Annotated in this window: 13 protein-coding genes; 9 read left to right on the top strand and 4 right to left on the bottom strand. The window is 59.1% G+C overall.

All coding sequences use genetic code 11. From position 1 onward, the window contains the following. The first annotated feature begins 85 nt into the window (after positions 1-85). Positions 86-2,539, top strand: a complete 2,454-nt coding sequence (locus tag M5B96_RS13665; protein ID WP_248797195.1) for a penicillin acylase family protein — start codon at positions 86-88, stop codon at positions 2,537-2,539. 168 nt (positions 2,540-2,707) lie between these two features. On the opposite strand, the gene M5B96_RS13660 is transcribed toward M5B96_RS13665, so the two are convergent. Next, positions 2,708-4,051, bottom strand: coding sequence for an OprD family porin (locus tag M5B96_RS13660; protein WP_248797194.1), 1,344 nt, complete (start codon positions 4,049-4,051; stop codon positions 2,708-2,710). Between the two features lie 605 nt (positions 4,052-4,656). Here M5B96_RS13660 and M5B96_RS13655 point away from each other — a divergent pair. The 8 genes from M5B96_RS13655 to M5B96_RS13620 all read left to right on the top strand — a co-directional run bounded on the left by M5B96_RS13655 (position 4,657) and on the right by M5B96_RS13620 (position 14,288). Continuing rightward, entirely contained in the window at positions 4,657-6,006 is a 1,350-nt protein-coding gene (locus tag M5B96_RS13655; RefSeq protein ID WP_248797193.1) for a 2-hydroxycarboxylate transporter family protein, read from the top strand. A 458-nt stretch (positions 6,007-6,464) separates the two neighbouring features. After that, complete coding sequence (locus M5B96_RS13650) at positions 6,465-7,664, top strand: YncE family protein (protein WP_248797192.1); 1,200 nt, start codon at positions 6,465-6,467, stop codon at positions 7,662-7,664. A gap of 466 nt (positions 7,665-8,130) precedes the next feature. Continuing rightward, on the top strand, positions 8,131-9,756 hold the full coding sequence (locus M5B96_RS13645; protein WP_248797191.1) for a methyl-accepting chemotaxis protein: 1,626 nt from the start codon (positions 8,131-8,133) through the stop codon (positions 9,754-9,756). 356 nt (positions 9,757-10,112) lie between these two features. After that, positions 10,113-10,892: a transporter substrate-binding domain-containing protein gene (locus M5B96_RS13640; protein ID WP_248797190.1), complete on the top strand. Its 780-nt coding sequence runs from the start codon at positions 10,113-10,115 to the stop codon at positions 10,890-10,892. A 58-nt stretch (positions 10,893-10,950) separates the two neighbouring features. Further along, positions 10,951-11,679 (top strand): ABC transporter permease, encoded by a 729-nt coding sequence (locus M5B96_RS13635; RefSeq protein WP_248797189.1) that lies wholly within the window; start codon positions 10,951-10,953, stop codon positions 11,677-11,679. After that, a complete protein-coding gene (locus M5B96_RS13630; protein ID WP_248797188.1) occupies positions 11,676-12,386 on the top strand; it encodes an ABC transporter permease in 711 nt (236 codons plus the stop codon). The genes M5B96_RS13635 and M5B96_RS13630 overlap by 4 nt, the downstream gene beginning before the upstream one ends. Positions 12,387-12,397: 11 nt before the next feature. Next, positions 12,398-13,516, top strand: a complete 1,119-nt coding sequence (locus M5B96_RS13625; RefSeq protein WP_248797187.1) for a succinylglutamate desuccinylase/aspartoacylase family protein — start codon at positions 12,398-12,400, stop codon at positions 13,514-13,516. 7 nt (positions 13,517-13,523) lie between these two features. Beyond that, positions 13,524-14,288, top strand: coding sequence for an ABC transporter ATP-binding protein (locus tag M5B96_RS13620; protein WP_248797186.1), 765 nt, complete (start codon positions 13,524-13,526; stop codon positions 14,286-14,288). Between the two features lie 148 nt (positions 14,289-14,436). Here the strand turns inward: M5B96_RS13620 and M5B96_RS13615 are convergent, their stop codons facing one another. The 3 genes from M5B96_RS13615 to dcd all read right to left on the bottom strand — a co-directional run bounded on the left by M5B96_RS13615 (position 14,437) and on the right by dcd (position 16,371). Then, entirely contained in the window at positions 14,437-15,282 is an 846-nt protein-coding gene (locus M5B96_RS13615; protein WP_248797185.1) for a transporter substrate-binding domain-containing protein, read from the bottom strand. Positions 15,283-15,471: 189 nt separating this feature from the next. Further along, entirely contained in the window at positions 15,472-15,696 is a 225-nt protein-coding gene (locus M5B96_RS13610; RefSeq protein WP_248797184.1) for a hypothetical protein, read from the bottom strand. 108 nt (positions 15,697-15,804) lie between these two features. Further along, positions 15,805-16,371, bottom strand: a complete 567-nt coding sequence (gene dcd, locus M5B96_RS13605; protein ID WP_100944471.1) for a dCTP deaminase — start codon at positions 16,369-16,371, stop codon at positions 15,805-15,807. Positions 16,372-16,503 lie beyond the last annotated feature (132 nt).

The raw sequence follows: 16,503 nt of genomic DNA, 5'->3' as shown, positions 1-16,503 counted from the left end.
ATAAGCCCGCCCGCCGTCTTGCGCGCCTTCCTCCCGCTCACTAACGTAGCGCCTTTACTGACGCTACCCCCGCAGGAGCCTTGCCATGGCCTCGCCAGCCTTTTCCTTTTCTCTCAAGCAATGTGGCGTTGCCGCCGCCATGGCGGGCCTGCTCGGCCTGACTGGTTGCCAGGCCTGGAACTCCCAGGACAGCCTGCCACCGACCTCCGGCGTGCAGCCGATCAAGGGCCTGGCGCAGAACGTCTCGGTGCGCCGCAACAGCCTCGGCATGCCGCTGATCGAAAGCAACACCTTTCACGACGCGCTGTTCACCCTCGGCTACGTCCACGCCAGCGACCGCATCACCCAGATGGTCACCCTGCGCCTGCTCGCCCAGGGCCGGCTTGCCGAAATGAACGGTGCGGACGCTCTCGACAGCGACCGTTTCATGCGCGCCGTCAACCTGAAGAAAAGCGCCGGCGAGTTGTACAACGCCGCGTCGCCACGGCTCAAGCGCTTCTTCGAAGTCTACGCGCGCGGCGTCAACGCCTACCTGTTCCGCTATCGTGACAAGCTGCCGCCGGACCTGGCCAGCAGCGGCTACCGCCCGGAATACTGGAAACCGGAAGATTCCGCGCTGATCTTCTGCCTGCTCAACTTCAACCTGTCGGCCAACCTGCGGCAGGAGATTTCCAGCCTGGTGCTGGCACAGAAAGTCGGCGTCGACAAGCTAGCCTGGCTGACCCCGGCCGCCCCGGACGAACCGCTGCCGCTGGCCGAAGCCGAGAAACTCAAGGGCATCGCCCTGAGCCAGGTCTCAGGCCTGGGCGCGCTGGACAAGGCCGCCGAGCAAGTGGCCGCGCTGAATATCCTCGGCACCGGCACCTCGACCAACTGGGCCATCGGCCCGCAGCGCAGCCGCAGCGGCAAGAGCCTGCTGGCCGCCGACCTGCAGCAACCGACCAGCGCTCCCGCCGCCTGGAACTACGTGCAGATTTACGCACCAAAGTACCGCGCCGCCGGGACCTCGATCGCCGGCCTGCCGATGCTGCTGTCCGGTTTCAACGGCAAGGTGGCCTGGAGCATGGCCGCCGTGCCGGGAGACAACCAGGACCTGTTCCTGGAAAAGCTCAAGCGCCAAGGCAATGCGCTCTATTACGAAGCCGACGGCAAGTGGCTACCGGTAATCGTGCGCAACGAAACCTACTTCATCAAGGGCCAGCGTTCGATCCGCGAGACGGTGTTCGAGACCCGCCACGGCCCGCTGCTCAACAGTGCGCTGGACAACACCGCCTTGACCGGCGGCTACGGCCTGGCCCTGCAGACCCCATCGTTCAAGGACGACAAGAGCCTGGATGCGTTCTTCGACCTGTCCCGCGCCCAGAGCGCCGAGAGAGCCTCGGATGCCAGCCGGGAAATCCGCGCCATCGCCCTGAACCTGGTCTTCGCCGACGCCAACCATATCGGCTGGCAGGTCACCGGACGCTTCCCCAACCGCCGCGAAGGCGAAGGCCTGTTGCCATCGCCGGGCTGGGACAACCGCTTCGACTGGGACGGCTACGCCGACGCAATGCTCCATCCCTATGACCAGGACCCGGGCCAAGGCTGGCTGGGCACCGCCAACCAGCGCACGGCGGCGCGCGGCTACGGCATGCAACTGTCCAACGCCTGGTACTACCCGGAGCGCGGCGAACGCCTGGCGGAGCTGGCCGCGGCCGGCAAGCAGGACAGCCGCAGCACCATCGCCATGCAGTACGACCAGAGCACCACGTTCGCCAACAAGCTGAAGAAAATGTTCCAGGCGCCGGGTATGGCCGGGCCGCTCAAGCAGGCCATCGATGCCCTGCCGGATACCGAACGGAGCAAGGCGCGGGAAGCCTTGAACCGGTTACTGGCGTTCGACGGCAAGCTCAGCGCGACCTCGGCTGACGCCGCGTTATATGAGCTGTTCCTGCAGGAAAGCATGAAGCAGATCTTCCTCGACAAGCTCGGCCCGGAAAGCGGTCCGGTCTGGCAGGCCTTTGTCGCCAACGGCAAGTTGTCCTACTCGGCCCAGGCCGATCATCTGCTGGGCCGCGAGGACAGCCCGTTCTGGGATGACAGCCGCACGCCACAGAAAGAAGACAAGCCGGCGATCCTGGCCCGCAGCCTGGCGGCGGCGATCAGCGCCGGTGACAGCCTGCTGGGCAGCGATCACAAGGCCTGGCAATGGGGCACGCTGCACCGTTATAGCTGGAAGAACGGCGCCGGCCAGGTGATTCGCGGACCGATCCAGGCCGGCGGCGACCACACCACGCTGAACACCTCGGCCTATGCCTGGGGCGGCGCAAGCTTCGACGTCACCCAGGTGCCGGGCGTGCGCATGATCGTCGACTTCGGCCAGATCGAACCGATGAGCGGCCAGCAGAGCCCCGGGCAGTCAGGCAACCCGGCCAGCCCGAGCTACGCCAGCGGGATCGACGGCTGGTTGAAAGCCCAGTACGTCAGCTTCCCGATGCAACAGCAGAACTTCGACAAGGCCTACGGCACCACGCGATTGACCCTGACACCCGGCAAGTAACGCTCCCTTGTAGCCGTACAGATAATCGTCCGAATCACCACCACAGTGAACCGAACAGCGCCAGTCACGGCATTACACACCATGCCTGGCGCACAATACAAAAGGCCCATCACCAGGATGGGCCGTTCTTTAACCGAGTGTCACATCATTCAGCAGGTAATCAGTTGATTACAGGAAGTTGATTGGGTAGTCGGTGATCAGGCGGAAGTCGTTGACGTTGCCTTCGCTCTCGGCAGCATTGGCGCGGTGCCAAGCCTGGCGTGCACGGATGGACAGGTTTTTCAGAGGACCAGACTGTACAACGTACTTGGCTTCCAGGTTGGTTTCGAAGTGATGCCCGTCTGAGCCATAGCCGTTATTGAGCGCATATGCAGCGTTCATATGGGTACCGTCGATACCTTCGCCATGGGCATAACGAACCATGAAGCTCAGGCCGGGGATGCCGTACTCGGCCATTTTGATGTCATAACGAGCCTGGAGGGATCTTTCACCCGGGGCGTTGAAGTCGGAGTACTCAATCGAGTTGCTCAGGAAGATCGACTCGGTACCGCGGTTTTTGTCACCCGCACCGATGTAGTCGAATGGCTCGTTGCCGTTGATCTTCTGGAACGCCAGAGTAAAGGTGTGTGCCTTCAGGAACGCATAGGATGCTGCCAGCGAGTAGGCGGTGTTGGAGATCTTGCCAGCTTTTGCCGCGCCGGTGTCGGTGGTGCGATAGAGGTTGAAGTCGAAGTTCAGAGACTGATCGGTCGCCAGCGGAAGGGTGTAGTTCGCGTTGGTGTAGTACTGATTCCACGTGTCTTGGGCCTTGGCACCGTAGAGGGATACGCTCAGGTTCTCATTGATACCGTACTTACCACCCACGTAATCAATGCTTCTGATCGGAGTACCGCCGTATTGGCTAAAGAGGTTGCCTTGCAGTGTGGTGTTGTCCTCGCTGCTGCTGGCGTAGAAGTGACCGGCGTCCAGATTGAGGTCTTTGATTTCGCTGCTTTGCAGTTGGAAGCCACGGGCAGTCTGTTGGAACTGACGGGGTGTGCCGAAGGCAAATACTGGCGCCGTGCTTGGGGTGAAGTCGCCGAACTTCAGCTCGGTTTTGGAGATGCGAACGGCAATGTCGGCACCGGCTTTGCCGTAACTGTTGTCGTTTCCAGTATTGGTGCTATTGCGGGGTAGGTTGAGCGAGCCCCCCTCATTGTCAAGACCATAGAGTTTGTAAGCAGCATCACCAAAGCCTTCAACTTTGACGCCGACAGTCCCTTGAGTGTAGCCGGAGCTGAATTTGCCCCGGATGCCTTGGGTCCAGTCGATTGAGTCTTTATTACTTTTTCCAACTTTTTGATCCTGCCTGGTCCGGTTGAAGTAGAAGTTCTCCAGAACCACGCCAGCCTTGGCTCCTTCAACAAAGCCCGGGGCATCAGCCTGAGAGGTTACAAACGGCTCAGCCATGGCCAATTGGGAACCTACTGCAGAAACAGCCAGGGCGATCATGCTCCACTTCATTACGCGCATCGTCATTTGCTCCGTTTATTTTTAGGAAGAATACTGCCGTCCCACTTGTATTTTTGTATGGGCGGCTCTTTCTTTTTTTGAGCGTCAGCTTTTTTGTTTTTGCGTCGGCGCGAAGTTATATCAGGTCGGTATTTGTCGGGTAAACTTCGTTTTCGGTGTATTGCTGAGGTTTATGGTAATTGAGATCTGCTTGCAAATTTCTTGCTGTTTCTAATCTACCGCCGGTCCGTTTTACAATGGCGCGAACATATAATATGGGGAGTGCTTGTTCAAGGCGCTTTATTGAAAGCTGTCAGAAAGGTTGGTGGTTTAAGGTAATGGGCGCAAGACCAAAATATGCGATTTCTGCAGAGGTTAATGTTAAGGGGCTTTATTGAAAGGTTCCAGAAAGGTTAGTGGTATACAGTAATGGATGCGAGACCAAAATCTGCGATTTCTGCAGGGGTCAATATTATTAAGGAGCTTTATTGAAAGCTGTCAGAAAGGTTGGCGGTATATAGTCATGAGTGCACGACCAAAATCTGCGGTTTCTGCAGAGGTCAATATATTTGGCTGCGTGAAGATCTGACAAAACAATGAAAACAATAAAAGCAGTGGAGAGAAATATGAAAGCGAGTCCGTCCGAGCAGCCGCTGATGGGCAAGGATGAAGTATCCACTAAATTCTGGCCGTACGGCTGGTGGAAAATCATGGAGATTCGCATCGGTATCATACCGTTGCCGGTGTACTTGCTGCTTCTGGTGTTGCTCGGTGGATTCGCCCTCACCGACAAGGTGCCGACTGACATTTCCGTGTCGATCGCCATTCTGGCGATAGGCGGCTATAGCTGCGCCGAGCTCGGCAAGCGCCTGCCCTTTTTCCGCAATATCGGCGCCGCCGCGATTTTCGCCACGTTCATTCCCTCGTTTCTGGCTTTCCAGCATCTGGTGCCGGATCTGGTTCTAAAGAATGTGACGGAATTTACCAAATCGTCCAATTTCCTTTATCTGTTCATTGCGTCGATCATTGTCGGCAGTATCTTCAGCATGGATAGAACGGTGCTCATCAAGGGTTTTCTGAAGATATTCGTGCCGCTCGCTGCCGGCACCGTGGCGGCGGCCATCGTCGGCACCCTGGTAGGCACCTTGTTGGGCTTGGGTGCCTTCCACACCTTCTTCTACCTGGTCGTTCCGATCATGGCAGGCGGCGTTGGCGAAGGCGCGATCCCGTTGTCGATCGGTTATGCCGCCATCCAGCATGTGCCCCAGGGTGATGTTTTCGCGCAAGTTCTGCCGCCGGTAATGCTAGGCAGTCTGACGGCCATTCTGCTGTCCGGACTGTTGAATGCCTATGGCAAGAAAAATCCGCACCTGACCGGCGAAGGCCGTCTGCAGCCGGGCGAGCACGATGACATGGAGCCGAGCGAAGAAATCCTGCCGGGCCATATGGATATCTCCCATATCGCCGCGGCCGGCATCACCGCCATCACGTTGTACATGGTCGGTTTGATGGCCTTCAAATTGTTCGGATTTCCGGCACCGGTCGCCATGCTGTTTGTCGCGGTTGTGCTTAAGCTGTCGCGCGCGGTGTCGCCGCAATTGCAGCAAGGTTCGTTCGTCGTCTACAAGTTCTTTTCGACGGCAGTGACTTATCCGTTGCTGTTCGCGATCGGCGCTGTCATGACACCGTGGGACAAGCTGGTCGCTGCTTTCAATTTGCCCAACCTGATCACGATCGTGGCAACGGTGGTGACCTTGATGGCGACGGGTTTTGTGGTCGGGCGCTGGATGAAAATGTATCCGATCGAGACCGCGATCGTGAACGCTTGCCATAGCGGCCAGGGCGGCACCGGAGACGTGGCGATCTTGACCGCCGCCAACCGCATGCAGATGATGCCGTTTGCGCAAATCGCCACGCGCATCGGCGGCGGTATCATGGTGACATTGGCGTTGATCGCCATCTCTCAGTTGACATAAGAAAACCCCGGGCCGGGTTTCACTCGGCCTGGTTGACGGAGTGCAAGCGACGAAGTGCAGGACTGTGCTTCGTCGACGCTCTACCAGCGTCTTGCTCTTTTCCCTCGGTTTTGTAACCGCCATCGCAAGTTTTTCGATCTGTTTACGACAGACAAAAGCCCCTCCAGGTCTGGAATATATCCAGTTTCAACAACACTTATGGATATGCGGGTGGAGTGCGTTTTTCTGAAGACTTCAGCATGGTGTGCTTGGGCGAGGTAAAGTGTCAGCGCTTATAAAAAAGCTATTTCGGATTAATGATCCCATCAGGCTCGCCGTTGATTTGACAGGGCATGTTTTGATCGGGGGGGGGTGATTCGGCTGTTGCAATGCAGTTGTAATAGCAGGGCCGCAAGTAATAATATTTCCTAAAGGCGCGCAATCTGCACGTGCAAGCACATCTAATGTTGACACCGTTTATGTATTTGACCGAAATTAACCAGGCGATAGAAAGTGTTAGACGTCTCGGTTGGCTAGGGGCGGCTTACTGGAAACGAATAAAAAAAACATCCAAAGAGTTCTGGAGAAAACACGATATGCAGCGGAAATTGTTGGGTTGTGCAACTGCAATATGGGCCTTGAGCTTAATTGCCACTTCAGTGAGTGCTGCTGATCTGAAACAGATCGGAAAATTGGAAATTCCAGGCGAACCTCTCAACGGCTTCGATATCACCTACGTCGATCAGGCAACCAATCTTTACTATTTGGCCGATAGATCCAACAAGTCTGTAGACGTGTTCGATGTCACCAGCGGCAAAATGGTCGACCGGCTGCCCGGAGGATTCGTAGGGCAATTGAAGAGCAGTTCTGTATCGGGTCCGAACGGTGTCGTCGTCGCTGGCGGCGATTTGTGGGCTGGCGACGGCGACAGTACTGTGAAGGTCATCGACCTCAAGACGAAAAAAGTCACTGATACCCTTTCGACCGGCGGTAAGGCCCGGGTTGACGAGATGGCATACGATCCGGACGCCCACGTTGTGATTGTCGGCAACAATGCTGACGAGCCGCCGTTCCTGACACTGTTCTCGACCGAGGCCGGGCATAAAGTCGTGTCCAAGATTGTTTTTGAGGATGCCACGGACGGAGTCGAGCAGCCTATCTACGATGCTGTGACGAAGAAGTTCTATGTTTCGGTTCCCGAGTTGAAGAAGGATAAGGCCAAGGGCGCAGTCGCCGTCATCGACCCGAGCAGCGGCAAGCTCGAGAAACTGATGCCTGTGGATGACTGCCATCCCAATGGGCTGGTGAAAGGACCTGGCGCAAATCTGCTGTTGGGTTGCGACGCCGGGAGCAAGGACGGCGGCCTGAAGCCGGTGCTCGTGGTCATGAAAACCGACGGTTCGGTAGTCAAGGTCATTCCTGGTCTCGGTGCAGCCGACATGGTCGCCTACAATCCCAAAGTCAATCAATATTACAGCGCTTCGCGCAACATGCCGGGAGCCCCGGAACTCGGCGTCATCGACGCGAAATCCAACACCCTCGTCCAGCGCATAAAACTGCCTGGAGGCACCCCGCACTCGGTCGCTGTCAGCGAGAAAAATAACCACGTCTTCGTGCCACTCGGCGCGAAGGGCGGTGGTTGTGATGGTTGCGTTGCCGTCTTCGAACCAGGTAACTGATTTTTCATCCTGATCGTCCAGCCTTGCGCGTCGCCAATACAGGCGGCGCGCAAGGCTGTCGGTCGTCTTGTATCCAGAAAAAGCGCTTGATCGGTATCGTCTCGAATGCTGATGCGCAATGCTTTTACCTGTCCTCCCATTGCCATCCTCGCCAGGTACCTGACCTATATAAGTTCCAGCAGGGAATGCAACGAGATGGCCTCACCCGCGCCGGGTCTGCTTACGTTTTCCGGTGAGTTCGAGTCGGCGAAGAACATCTGTTTCATCAGGGTTTAAATGTTCGGTTCGTGTGAGGTGAGTAAGTTTTTTTCAGAATTTTCCTAATAAATGTACAGCTCCTGCCGATAGTCAGCCCAAGCCTGTTGTCGATGGAAGGCGTGGGGCGGCACTGTCAGTATCGCCTGTTGTTATCTGGTGTATCTCCGGTATGGAGGCAGGTATCCTCACGTCTATAAGAGAGCAGTCCATGTCCCTACGAAATATGAAAATCGCTCCTCGCGCCTTTCTCGGTTTCGCATTCATTGCATTACTGGTAATTGTGCTAGGGGGCTTTTCCCAAACTCGTATGACGGTGATTCGTCAAGCGTCCGTTGATATGTATACCAATCAACTGCCCAGCGTGAAATATCTGGACAATGTGGGCGAATACATTCTGCGTATGCGTATTGTGTTCTATCGGATTCTGATCAACCGTGAGCCCGAGTCCCTGCAGAGCGAGTATCCGCGCATCGTTGGTCTGATCGACAAAGTTCGCAAGGACGAGAAAGCCTACGCAGACTTAACGGCTGATGGGGATGCGCTGGCCAAGTACAAGGCGTTCGCCGCGACGCTCGATACTTATATAGGAGGCCTGAACCAGGCGTTGGAGCTATCGCGCCAGAACAAGGTCGAGGAGTTGGGTAACCTAATGAAAAACCAGCTCAAGGCCAATTCGGATGCGATGGAGGAGCAGCTCAAGCTGTTGGTGGAAATCAACATGAAGGGGGCCACGGACGCATCGAACCAAGCTGGCGAGCAATATAGCAACGCCAGCCTCGGCATTCTTCTGGTCTCGGCTCTGGCGGCGGCGATGACCGTGCTCTTGGCCTGGTTGTTGACCCGCAGCATCGTCGTACCGCTGAACAAGGCTGTCGAAGCGGCTGAAACCATTGCCGGCGGTAACCTGACCAAGGCCATTGCCGTTGAAGGCAAGGATGAGCCGGCCCGTTTGCTCGGCGCGTTGTTGGCAATGCAAGGCAACCTGCGCAAGACCATCGAACAGATCTCCGGTTCGGCCACCCAGCTGGCGTCGGCGGCCGAAGAGCTCAGCGCGGTGACCGAGGAGTCGTCCCGCGGGCTGCAGCAGCAGAACAACGAGATCGAGCAGGCGGCCACGGCGGTCAACGAAATGACCAGCGCAGTCGAAGAAGTGGCGCGCAACGCGGTGTCGACCTCCGAAGCTTCGCAGCAGTCCAATCAGGCGGCCCGTGATGGACGCGACCGTGTCGTCCAGACGGTGGAGGCGATCCTGGTCATGACCCAGGATGTGCAAAGCACCTCGGTGCTGATCGAAGGGTTGGCCACCCAGGGCCGCGACATTGGCCAGGTGCTCGACGTGATCCGCGCGATTGCCGAACAGACCAACCTGCTGGCCCTCAACGCCGCCATCGAAGCCGCGCGGGCGGGCGAGGCCGGGCGCGGTTTCGCGGTGGTGGCCGATGAAGTGCGAGCGCTGGCCCATCGCACCCAGCAGTCGACCAAGGAAATCGAGCAGATGGTCGCCGGCATCCAGAATGGCACCGGCCAGGCCGTGCAATCGATGCAGCAGAGCAACCAGCGGACCCAGAGCACCCTGGAGATGGCCCGTGCCGCCGGCGTGGCCCTGGAGCAGATCACCCACTCGATCAACCTGATCAACGAGCGCAACCTGGTGATCGCCAGCGCCTCGGAAGAGCAGGCCCAGGTCTCCCGTGAAGTGGACCACAACCTGGTGAACATCCGCGACCTGGCTTCCCAGTCAGTCGCCGGTGCCAACCAGACCAGCGTCGCCAGTCAGGAACTGTCGCGCCTGGCGGTGGATTTGAATTCAATGGTCGCCAGATTCGTGATCTGATTGTCGATCGGGTGTGTCGGTGTTGTAGGCACAAGCATTTGAATGCCGCTCCTACAGTTGATGGCGTCGAGGACAATGGCAGTCCAGGACCGAGCCCCAGGCCACAATGACAGGTGTTACCCCCATCAGTGGGCAACCGCCCCCTTTTCTCACTCACCAATGCACCAATACGGGTCATTTATTTTTTTACGCCCATTTTCGGGCATCATTAGCTGGCTCGTAGCCATATTCCTGCTTTTTAAAACGCTTGTTCGTGACTCTGGTTCGGAAATTGCAACTTTTATCAGGTCATACGCGTTCCAGTAACAGTACTCAGTGCGCCACAAGCGCTCATATTGGTTTTTAGGGAATAAATAATGAAAAAAGCATTGCTGACCCTTTCTGCACTGGCTCTCTGCATGGCCGCCGGTTCCGCTATGGCCAAGGAATACAAGGAACTGCGCTTCGGCGTCGATCCGTCCTACGCGCCATTCGAATCCAAGGCCGCGGACGGCAGCCTGGTCGGCTTCGACATTGACCTGGGCAACGCCATCTGCGCCGAGCTGAAGGTCAAGTGCAAATGGGTTGAAAGTGACTTCGACGGCATGATCCCAGGCCTCAACGCCAACAAGTTCGACGGTGTGATTTCGTCGATGACCGTGACCGAAGCCCGCCAGAAGGCCATCGACTTCTCCAGCGAGCTGTTCTCCGGCCCGACTTCCCTGGTGTTCAAAAAGGGTGCGAACTTTTCCACGCCTGAGTCCCTCAAGGGCAAAACCGTGGGCTACGAGCAAGGCACCATCCAGGAAGCCTACGCCAAGGCCGTACTGGATAAAGCTGGCGTGACCACCAAGGCCTACGCCAACCAGGACCAGGTTTATGCTGACCTGACCTCCGGCCGCCTCGACGCTTCGGTGCAGGATATGCTGCAAGCCGAACTGGGCTTCCTGAAGTCGCCAGCGGGCGCCGGCTACGAAGTGAGCAAGCCGATCAACGATCCGCTGCTGCCGGCGAAAACCGCCGTCGGTATCAAAAAAGGTAACAAAGACCTGAAAGCCCTGTTGGATAAAGGTATCGAAGCGTTACACAAAGACGGCAAGTACACTGAAATCCAGAAGAAGCACTTTGGTGATCTGAACCTGTACAGCGGGAAGTGATCCCTTGGCGCCCCTCGCCCGAGGGGCGCCTTTTCGACTGCCAAAGGTCTGATTTTTCATGTTCGACAACCTCCTGCAAACTCTGGGGCTTTCGGCCTTCAGCCTGAAGGGCTTTGGCCCGATCCTGCTGGAAGGCACCTGGATGACCGTCAAGTTATCCATCCTCTCGCTGCTGGTCAGCGTGCTACTGGGCCTGATCGGGGCCAGTGCCAAATTATCCAGTATCAGCCTGTTGCGTATTCCGGCCCAGCTCTACACCACGCTGATTCGCGGGGTTCCCGACCTGGTGCTGATGCTGCTGATTTTCTACAGCCTGCAAACCTGGCTCTCGACCCTGACCGACGCCATGGACTGGGACTACATCGAGATTGACCCGTTTGCCGCCGGGGTCATCACCCTGGGCTTTATCTACGGTGCCTATTTCACCGAAACCTTCCGCGGCGCGATTCTCGCCGTGCCGCGCGGACAGCTCGAAGCCGCCACGGCCTACGGTCTTACCCGGGCCCAGCGGTTCCGCTTCGTGACCTTTCCGCAAATGATGCGCTTCGCCCTGCCGGGGATCGGCAACAACTGGATGGTGATCCTCAAGGCCACCGCGCTGGTCTCGATCATCGGCCTGGCCGACCTGGTCAAGGCCGCCCAGGACGCGGGCAAGAGCACTTATCAACTATTCTACTTCCTGGTACTCGCCGCCTTGATCTACCTGCTCATTACCAGTGCTTCGAACTACGTCCTGCGCTGGCTGGAACGCCGCTATGCCGCGGGCGCCCGGGAGGCCGTGCGATGATCGAACTCCTCCAGCAATACTGGCGGCCGTTCCTCTACAGCGACGGCCAGCACATCACCGGCCTGGCCATGACCCTGTGGCTGCTCAGCGCCTCGATCTTCTTCGGCTTCCTGGTGTCGATCCCGCTGTCCATCGCCCGGGTCTCGCCCAGGCGCCGCATCCGCTGGCCGGTGGAGTTCTACACCTACCTGTTTCGCGGCACGCCGCTGTATATCCAACTGCTGATCTGCTACACCGGGATCTACAGCCTGGAAGCGGTGCGCGAACAGCCGCTGCTCAATTCGTTCTTCCGCGACGCGATGAACTGCACCATCCTGGCCTTCGCCCTGAACACCTGCGCCTACACCACGGAGATCTTCGCCGGAGCCATCCGCAGCATGAACCACGGTGAAGTCGAGGCGGCCAAGGCCTATGGCCTGAGCGGCTGGAAGCTCTACGCTTATGTGATCATGCCCTCGGCCCTGCGGCGTTCGTTGCCCTATTACAGCAACGAAGTGATCCTGATGTTGCACTCCACCACCGTGGCATTTACCGCGACCATCCCGGACATCCTGAAAATTGCCCGGGACGCCAACTCGGCGACCTATATGACCTTCCAGTCCTTCGGTATCGCAGCCGTGATCTATCTGGCGATCACCTTCACCCTGGTCGGCCTGTTCCGTCTGGCCGAGCGCCGCTGGCTGGCGTTTCTCGGCCCGGCCCACTAGGACTCCAGAGCATGCGTCATCTGACTCACGAGCTGCTGGCTCCCCTGCCGGGCACCGCCCGGCAGATCCACAGCTTTCATTTCGGGCCGGAGCAGGCCACGGGAAAGATCTACATCCAGTCGTCCCTGCACGCCGACGAACTGCCCGGCATGCTGGTAGCCTGGCACCTCAAGCAGCGCCTGGCCGAGCTGGAACAGGCCGGTGCCCTGCGCGGCGAAATCGTGCTGGTACCGGTGGCCAACCCGATCGGCCTGGAACAGGTACTGATGGATGTGCCGCTGGGTCGCTACGAGCTGGAAAGCGGGCAGAACTTCAATCGCTGGTTCATCGACCTCAGCGACGAAATCGGCCAGCAGATCGAAGACCAGCTCAGCGCCGATCCGGCGCACAACCTGCAACTGATCCGCAGTCACCTCAAGGCCGCCCTGGCAGCGGAGGTGCCGACGACCCAACTGCAATCCCAGCGCCTGGCTTTGCAACGATTGGCCTGCGACGCGGACATGGTCCTGGACCTGCACTGCGACTTCGAAGCCGTGGCCCATCTGTACACCACGCCTGAAGCCTGGCCGCAGGTCGAGCCGCTGGCCCGCTATATCGGCGCGCAAGCCAGCCTGCTGGCGACCGACTCCGGCGGCCAGTCGTTCGACGAATGCTTCACCCTGCTCTGGTGGGACCTGCGCCAGCGCTTCGGCGAGCGTTTCGCGATTCCCCAGGGCAGTTTCTCGGTGACCGTGGAACTGCGCGGCCAGGGCGATGTGAATCACCCGCAAGCGATCCTCGACTGCCAGGCGATCCTCGACTACCTGACCCGCTTCGGCGCCATCACCGGCGAGCCCGCGTCCTTGCCGCAACTGCCCTATCCGGCAACCCCGCTGGCCGGGGTCGAGCCGGTAAGCACCGCGGTAGGCGGCCTGCTGGTGTTCTGCGCGGTGCCGGGGCAATACCTGGAAGCCGGGCAACTGATCGCCGAGATCATCGACCCGCTGAACGACAGCGTTACCCCTGTTCATTGCAGCACCGCGGGCCTGCTCTACGCCCGCTCGCTGCGCCGCATGGCCACCGCCGGCATGGTGATTGCCCATGTCGCCGGCCGCGAAGCCTATCGCAGCGGCTATCTACTTTCTCCTTGAGGTGCCCATGTACAAACTGACCATTGAAGGCCTGCACAAGAGCTATGGCGAACACCAGGTGCTCAAGGGCGTCTCGCTCAAGGCCAAGACCGGCGACGTGATCAGCCTGATCGGCGCCAGCGGCTCGGGCAAGAGTACCTTCCTGCGCTGCATCAACTTCCTCGAAACGCCCAATGATGGCGCCATGAGCCTCGACGGCCAGGCGATCCGCATGGTCAGCGACAAGCACGGCATGCGCGTCGCCGACGACGCCGAGTTGCAGCGCCTGCGCACCCGCCTGGCGATGGTGTTCCAGCACTTCAACCTGTGGAGCCACATGAGCGTGCTGGAAAACATCACCATGGCCCCGCGACGGGTGCTGGGGGTGAGCAAGAAAGACGCCGAGGACCGTGCCCGTCGTTATCTGGACAAGGTCGGCCTGCCGTCGCGGGTGGCCGATCAGTACCCGGCGTTCCTGTCCGGCGGCCAGCAGCAGCGCGTGGCGATTGCCCGGGCGCTGGCGATGGAGCCGGAAGTGATGCTGTTCGACGAACCGACCTCGGCGCTGGACCCGGAACTGGTGGGCGAGGTGCTCAAGGTGATCCAGGGGCTGGCAGAGGAAGGCCGGACCATGATCATGGTGACCCACGAGATGAGCTTCGCCCGCAAGGTTTCCAGCCAGGTGCTGTTCCTGCACCAGGGCCTGGTGGAAGAACAGGGCGCGCCGGACGATGTGTTGGGCAACCCGCAGAGCGAGCGGCTGCGGCAGTTCCTCAGTGGTAATCTGAAGTAATCAAAACGGCTCTCGTGAAGGCGGCTTTTGTGGGAGCGGAGCTTGCCCGCGAAGCTTTTGGCGTCCTCACGGGCCTCTTCGCGGGCAAGCTCCGCTCCCACAAGGGCAATCGGCCCCCACACAAGCCCTTCCTCAAGATCGCGGCTCTTCAGCCATGCGCCGCCGACCATGGATAGGCCAGCCACGTCTCCATGCGCCTGGCGAAGCGGCCGCTTTCCATATCCTGGTGCAGCCACTGGTCGACATACTGCTTGAGCACGATGTCACGGGGCAGCAACACGGCCTTCTCGGAAAAATCGAAGGGCTGATCCGGATGCACCGCACACAGCTCGGGATGCAGTTTCTGCTGGACCCGGGTTTCCACCGCATCGGTCATCATCAGGTCGGCCTTGCCGTCGACGATCTGCTGGAAAATCGTCACGTTGTCCGCATGCACGAGGATCTGCGCCTGCTTGAGGTTGGCCCGGGCGAACTTCTCGTTGGTCCCGCCGGGATTGACGATAGCCCGGACATTCGGCCGGTCGATCTGGGCCAGGGTCTGGAAGTCCTGCTGCCGCGAGCAGAGGGTGATCGGCGTCTTGCCATCACGCTGGTAAGGCTGAGAGAAAAACGCCAGCTTCTGGCGCTCCATGTTCACCGAGATTCCGCTGATCGCCAGGTCGAACCTGTCGGCCTGCAGATCGCCCATCAGCGTCGGCCAGGTGGTCGGCACCAGTTCCAGCTTGACCCCCAGGGACGCGGCCAACCCTTCGGCCAGCTCGATATCCAGGCCGATAAAGCCATCTGCCCCCTTGTAGCTGAACGGTTTGTAGTCACCGGTGGTGCCGACGCGCAGTACGCCCTGCTGAACGATACGGTCAAGTCGGCTGCTGGTGGCTTCCTGTTGGGAAGCCGCGCTACTGGTCAGCGGCTGTGGCGCGGCAACGGCACTGCCTGCCAGTAACAATCCGGCAAACAGGCAGCGGGAAAAATACGCGGGAATGGCAAACGTCATGAGTGGCCTTTTTTCCTGGGGTTTGGCCACTGGATTTGTATCGTATACGCGATCAAGAGTCGACTACGTCCTGTAGGAGCATGGCTTGCCAGCGAAGAGGGCCTTGAGGCCGCCAAAAGCTTCGCTGGCAAGCCAGGCTCCTGCAAGGTGTGCGGCTCGGCTGGAATCCATCGATACGGCACACACCGCTCAGGCTACGGGAGACGGCGTCTCATCAGGGAGGGTCGGCTCGCCGGGTTCGTTCGGCTGGGAGGGCTCTGAGGGTTGTGGCGTATCGGGATCAGGCTGCCCCGGGATACCCGGGATGCCGCTGGTCATACCCTGGGGGTGGGCCAGCAACGACCAGGCCAACAGACCCACTTGATTGGGTTCAAGTTTCGCCAGTTGGGCGCTGATACTTGGATCGTTCTTCATGGGGCTACTCCTGGGCGTGAAAGCCCGGTTGGTCTCGCACAAACCGGGATGGTGCACCCAGTAGAGTGCCCCAGCGCCGAGGAATTCCCTGTTTTGTCACGCCCTTCGTCAGGTGCGCGGCAGGGTCACGCCACGCTGGCCCTGATACTTGCCGCCACGGTCCTTATAGGACACTTCGCATTCCTCGTCGGACTCCAGGAACAACATCTGCGCCACGCCTTCATTGGCGTAGATCTTCGCCGGCAGCGTGGTGGTGTTGGAGAACTCCAGGGTCACGTGGCCTTCCCATTCCGGTTCCAGCGGCGTGACGTTGACGATGATCCCGCAACGGGCATAGGTGCTCTTGCCCAGGCAGATGGTCAGTACGTTGCGTGGAATACGGAAGTATTCGACGGTACGGGCCAGGGCAAAGGAGTTCGGTGGAATGATGCAGACGTCGCTCTTGACGTCGACGAAGCTGCCCGCGTCGAAGTTCTTCGGATCGACGGTCGCCGAGTTGATGTTGGTGAACACCTTGAATTCATCGGCGCAACGCACATCGTAGCCATAGCTCGAGACACCGAAGGAAATCACCCGGTTGTCGGCCTCGCCACGCACCTGGCGCTCGACGAAGGGCTCGATCATGCCGTGCTCTTGCGCCATGCGGCGAATCCACTTGTCCGATTTGATGCTCATGGCGGGTGTCCTGATATAACGAGGTGGAGAAATTCTGTCCGGCATCTTACCGGGGCGCGCCGCCGGGTTAAAGCGTCGACGCCGTTTCTCGCGACGAGACTGTCCCCGGGCCTGACAAATCGGCTATTTGCG

Source organism: Pseudomonas sp. MWU13-2105, from assembly GCF_023242315.1.
GTDB lineage: Bacteria > Pseudomonadota > Gammaproteobacteria > Pseudomonadales > Pseudomonadaceae > Aquipseudomonas.
The sequence above is the reverse complement of the archived record's forward strand: the minus strand, read 5'-3'. Positions and strand labels throughout refer to the sequence as shown.

Bases quoted from the DNA above. Each gene is read 5' to 3' on its own strand.
- dcd (WP_100944471.1), bottom strand. From the start codon at position 16,371: ATGAGCATCAAATCGGACAAGTGGATTCGCCGCATGGCGCAAGAGCAC.
- M5B96_RS13625 (WP_248797187.1), top strand. From the start codon at position 12,398: ATGCGTCATCTGACTCACGAGCTGCTGGCTCCCCTGCCGGGCACCGCC.
- M5B96_RS13660 (WP_248797194.1), bottom strand. From the start codon at position 4,051: ATGCGCGTAATGAAGTGGAGCATGATCGCCCTGGCTGTTTCTGCAGTA.
- M5B96_RS13630 (WP_248797188.1), top strand. From the start codon at position 11,676: ATGATCGAACTCCTCCAGCAATACTGGCGGCCGTTCCTCTACAGCGAC.
- M5B96_RS13650 (WP_248797192.1), top strand. From the start codon at position 6,465: ATGTATTTGACCGAAATTAACCAGGCGATAGAAAGTGTTAGACGTCTC.
- M5B96_RS13645 (WP_248797191.1), top strand. From the start codon at position 8,131: ATGTCCCTACGAAATATGAAAATCGCTCCTCGCGCCTTTCTCGGTTTC.
- M5B96_RS13615 (WP_248797185.1), bottom strand. From the start codon at position 15,282: ATGACGTTTGCCATTCCCGCGTATTTTTCCCGCTGCCTGTTTGCCGGA.
- M5B96_RS13610 (WP_248797184.1), bottom strand. From the start codon at position 15,696: ATGAAGAACGATCCAAGTATCAGCGCCCAACTGGCGAAACTTGAACCC.
- M5B96_RS13620 (WP_248797186.1), top strand. From the start codon at position 13,524: ATGTACAAACTGACCATTGAAGGCCTGCACAAGAGCTATGGCGAACAC.
- M5B96_RS13640 (WP_248797190.1), top strand. From the start codon at position 10,113: ATGAAAAAAGCATTGCTGACCCTTTCTGCACTGGCTCTCTGCATGGCC.
- M5B96_RS13635 (WP_248797189.1), top strand. From the start codon at position 10,951: ATGTTCGACAACCTCCTGCAAACTCTGGGGCTTTCGGCCTTCAGCCTG.
- M5B96_RS13665 (WP_248797195.1), top strand. From the start codon at position 86: ATGGCCTCGCCAGCCTTTTCCTTTTCTCTCAAGCAATGTGGCGTTGCC.
- M5B96_RS13655 (WP_248797193.1), top strand. From the start codon at position 4,657: ATGAAAGCGAGTCCGTCCGAGCAGCCGCTGATGGGCAAGGATGAAGTA.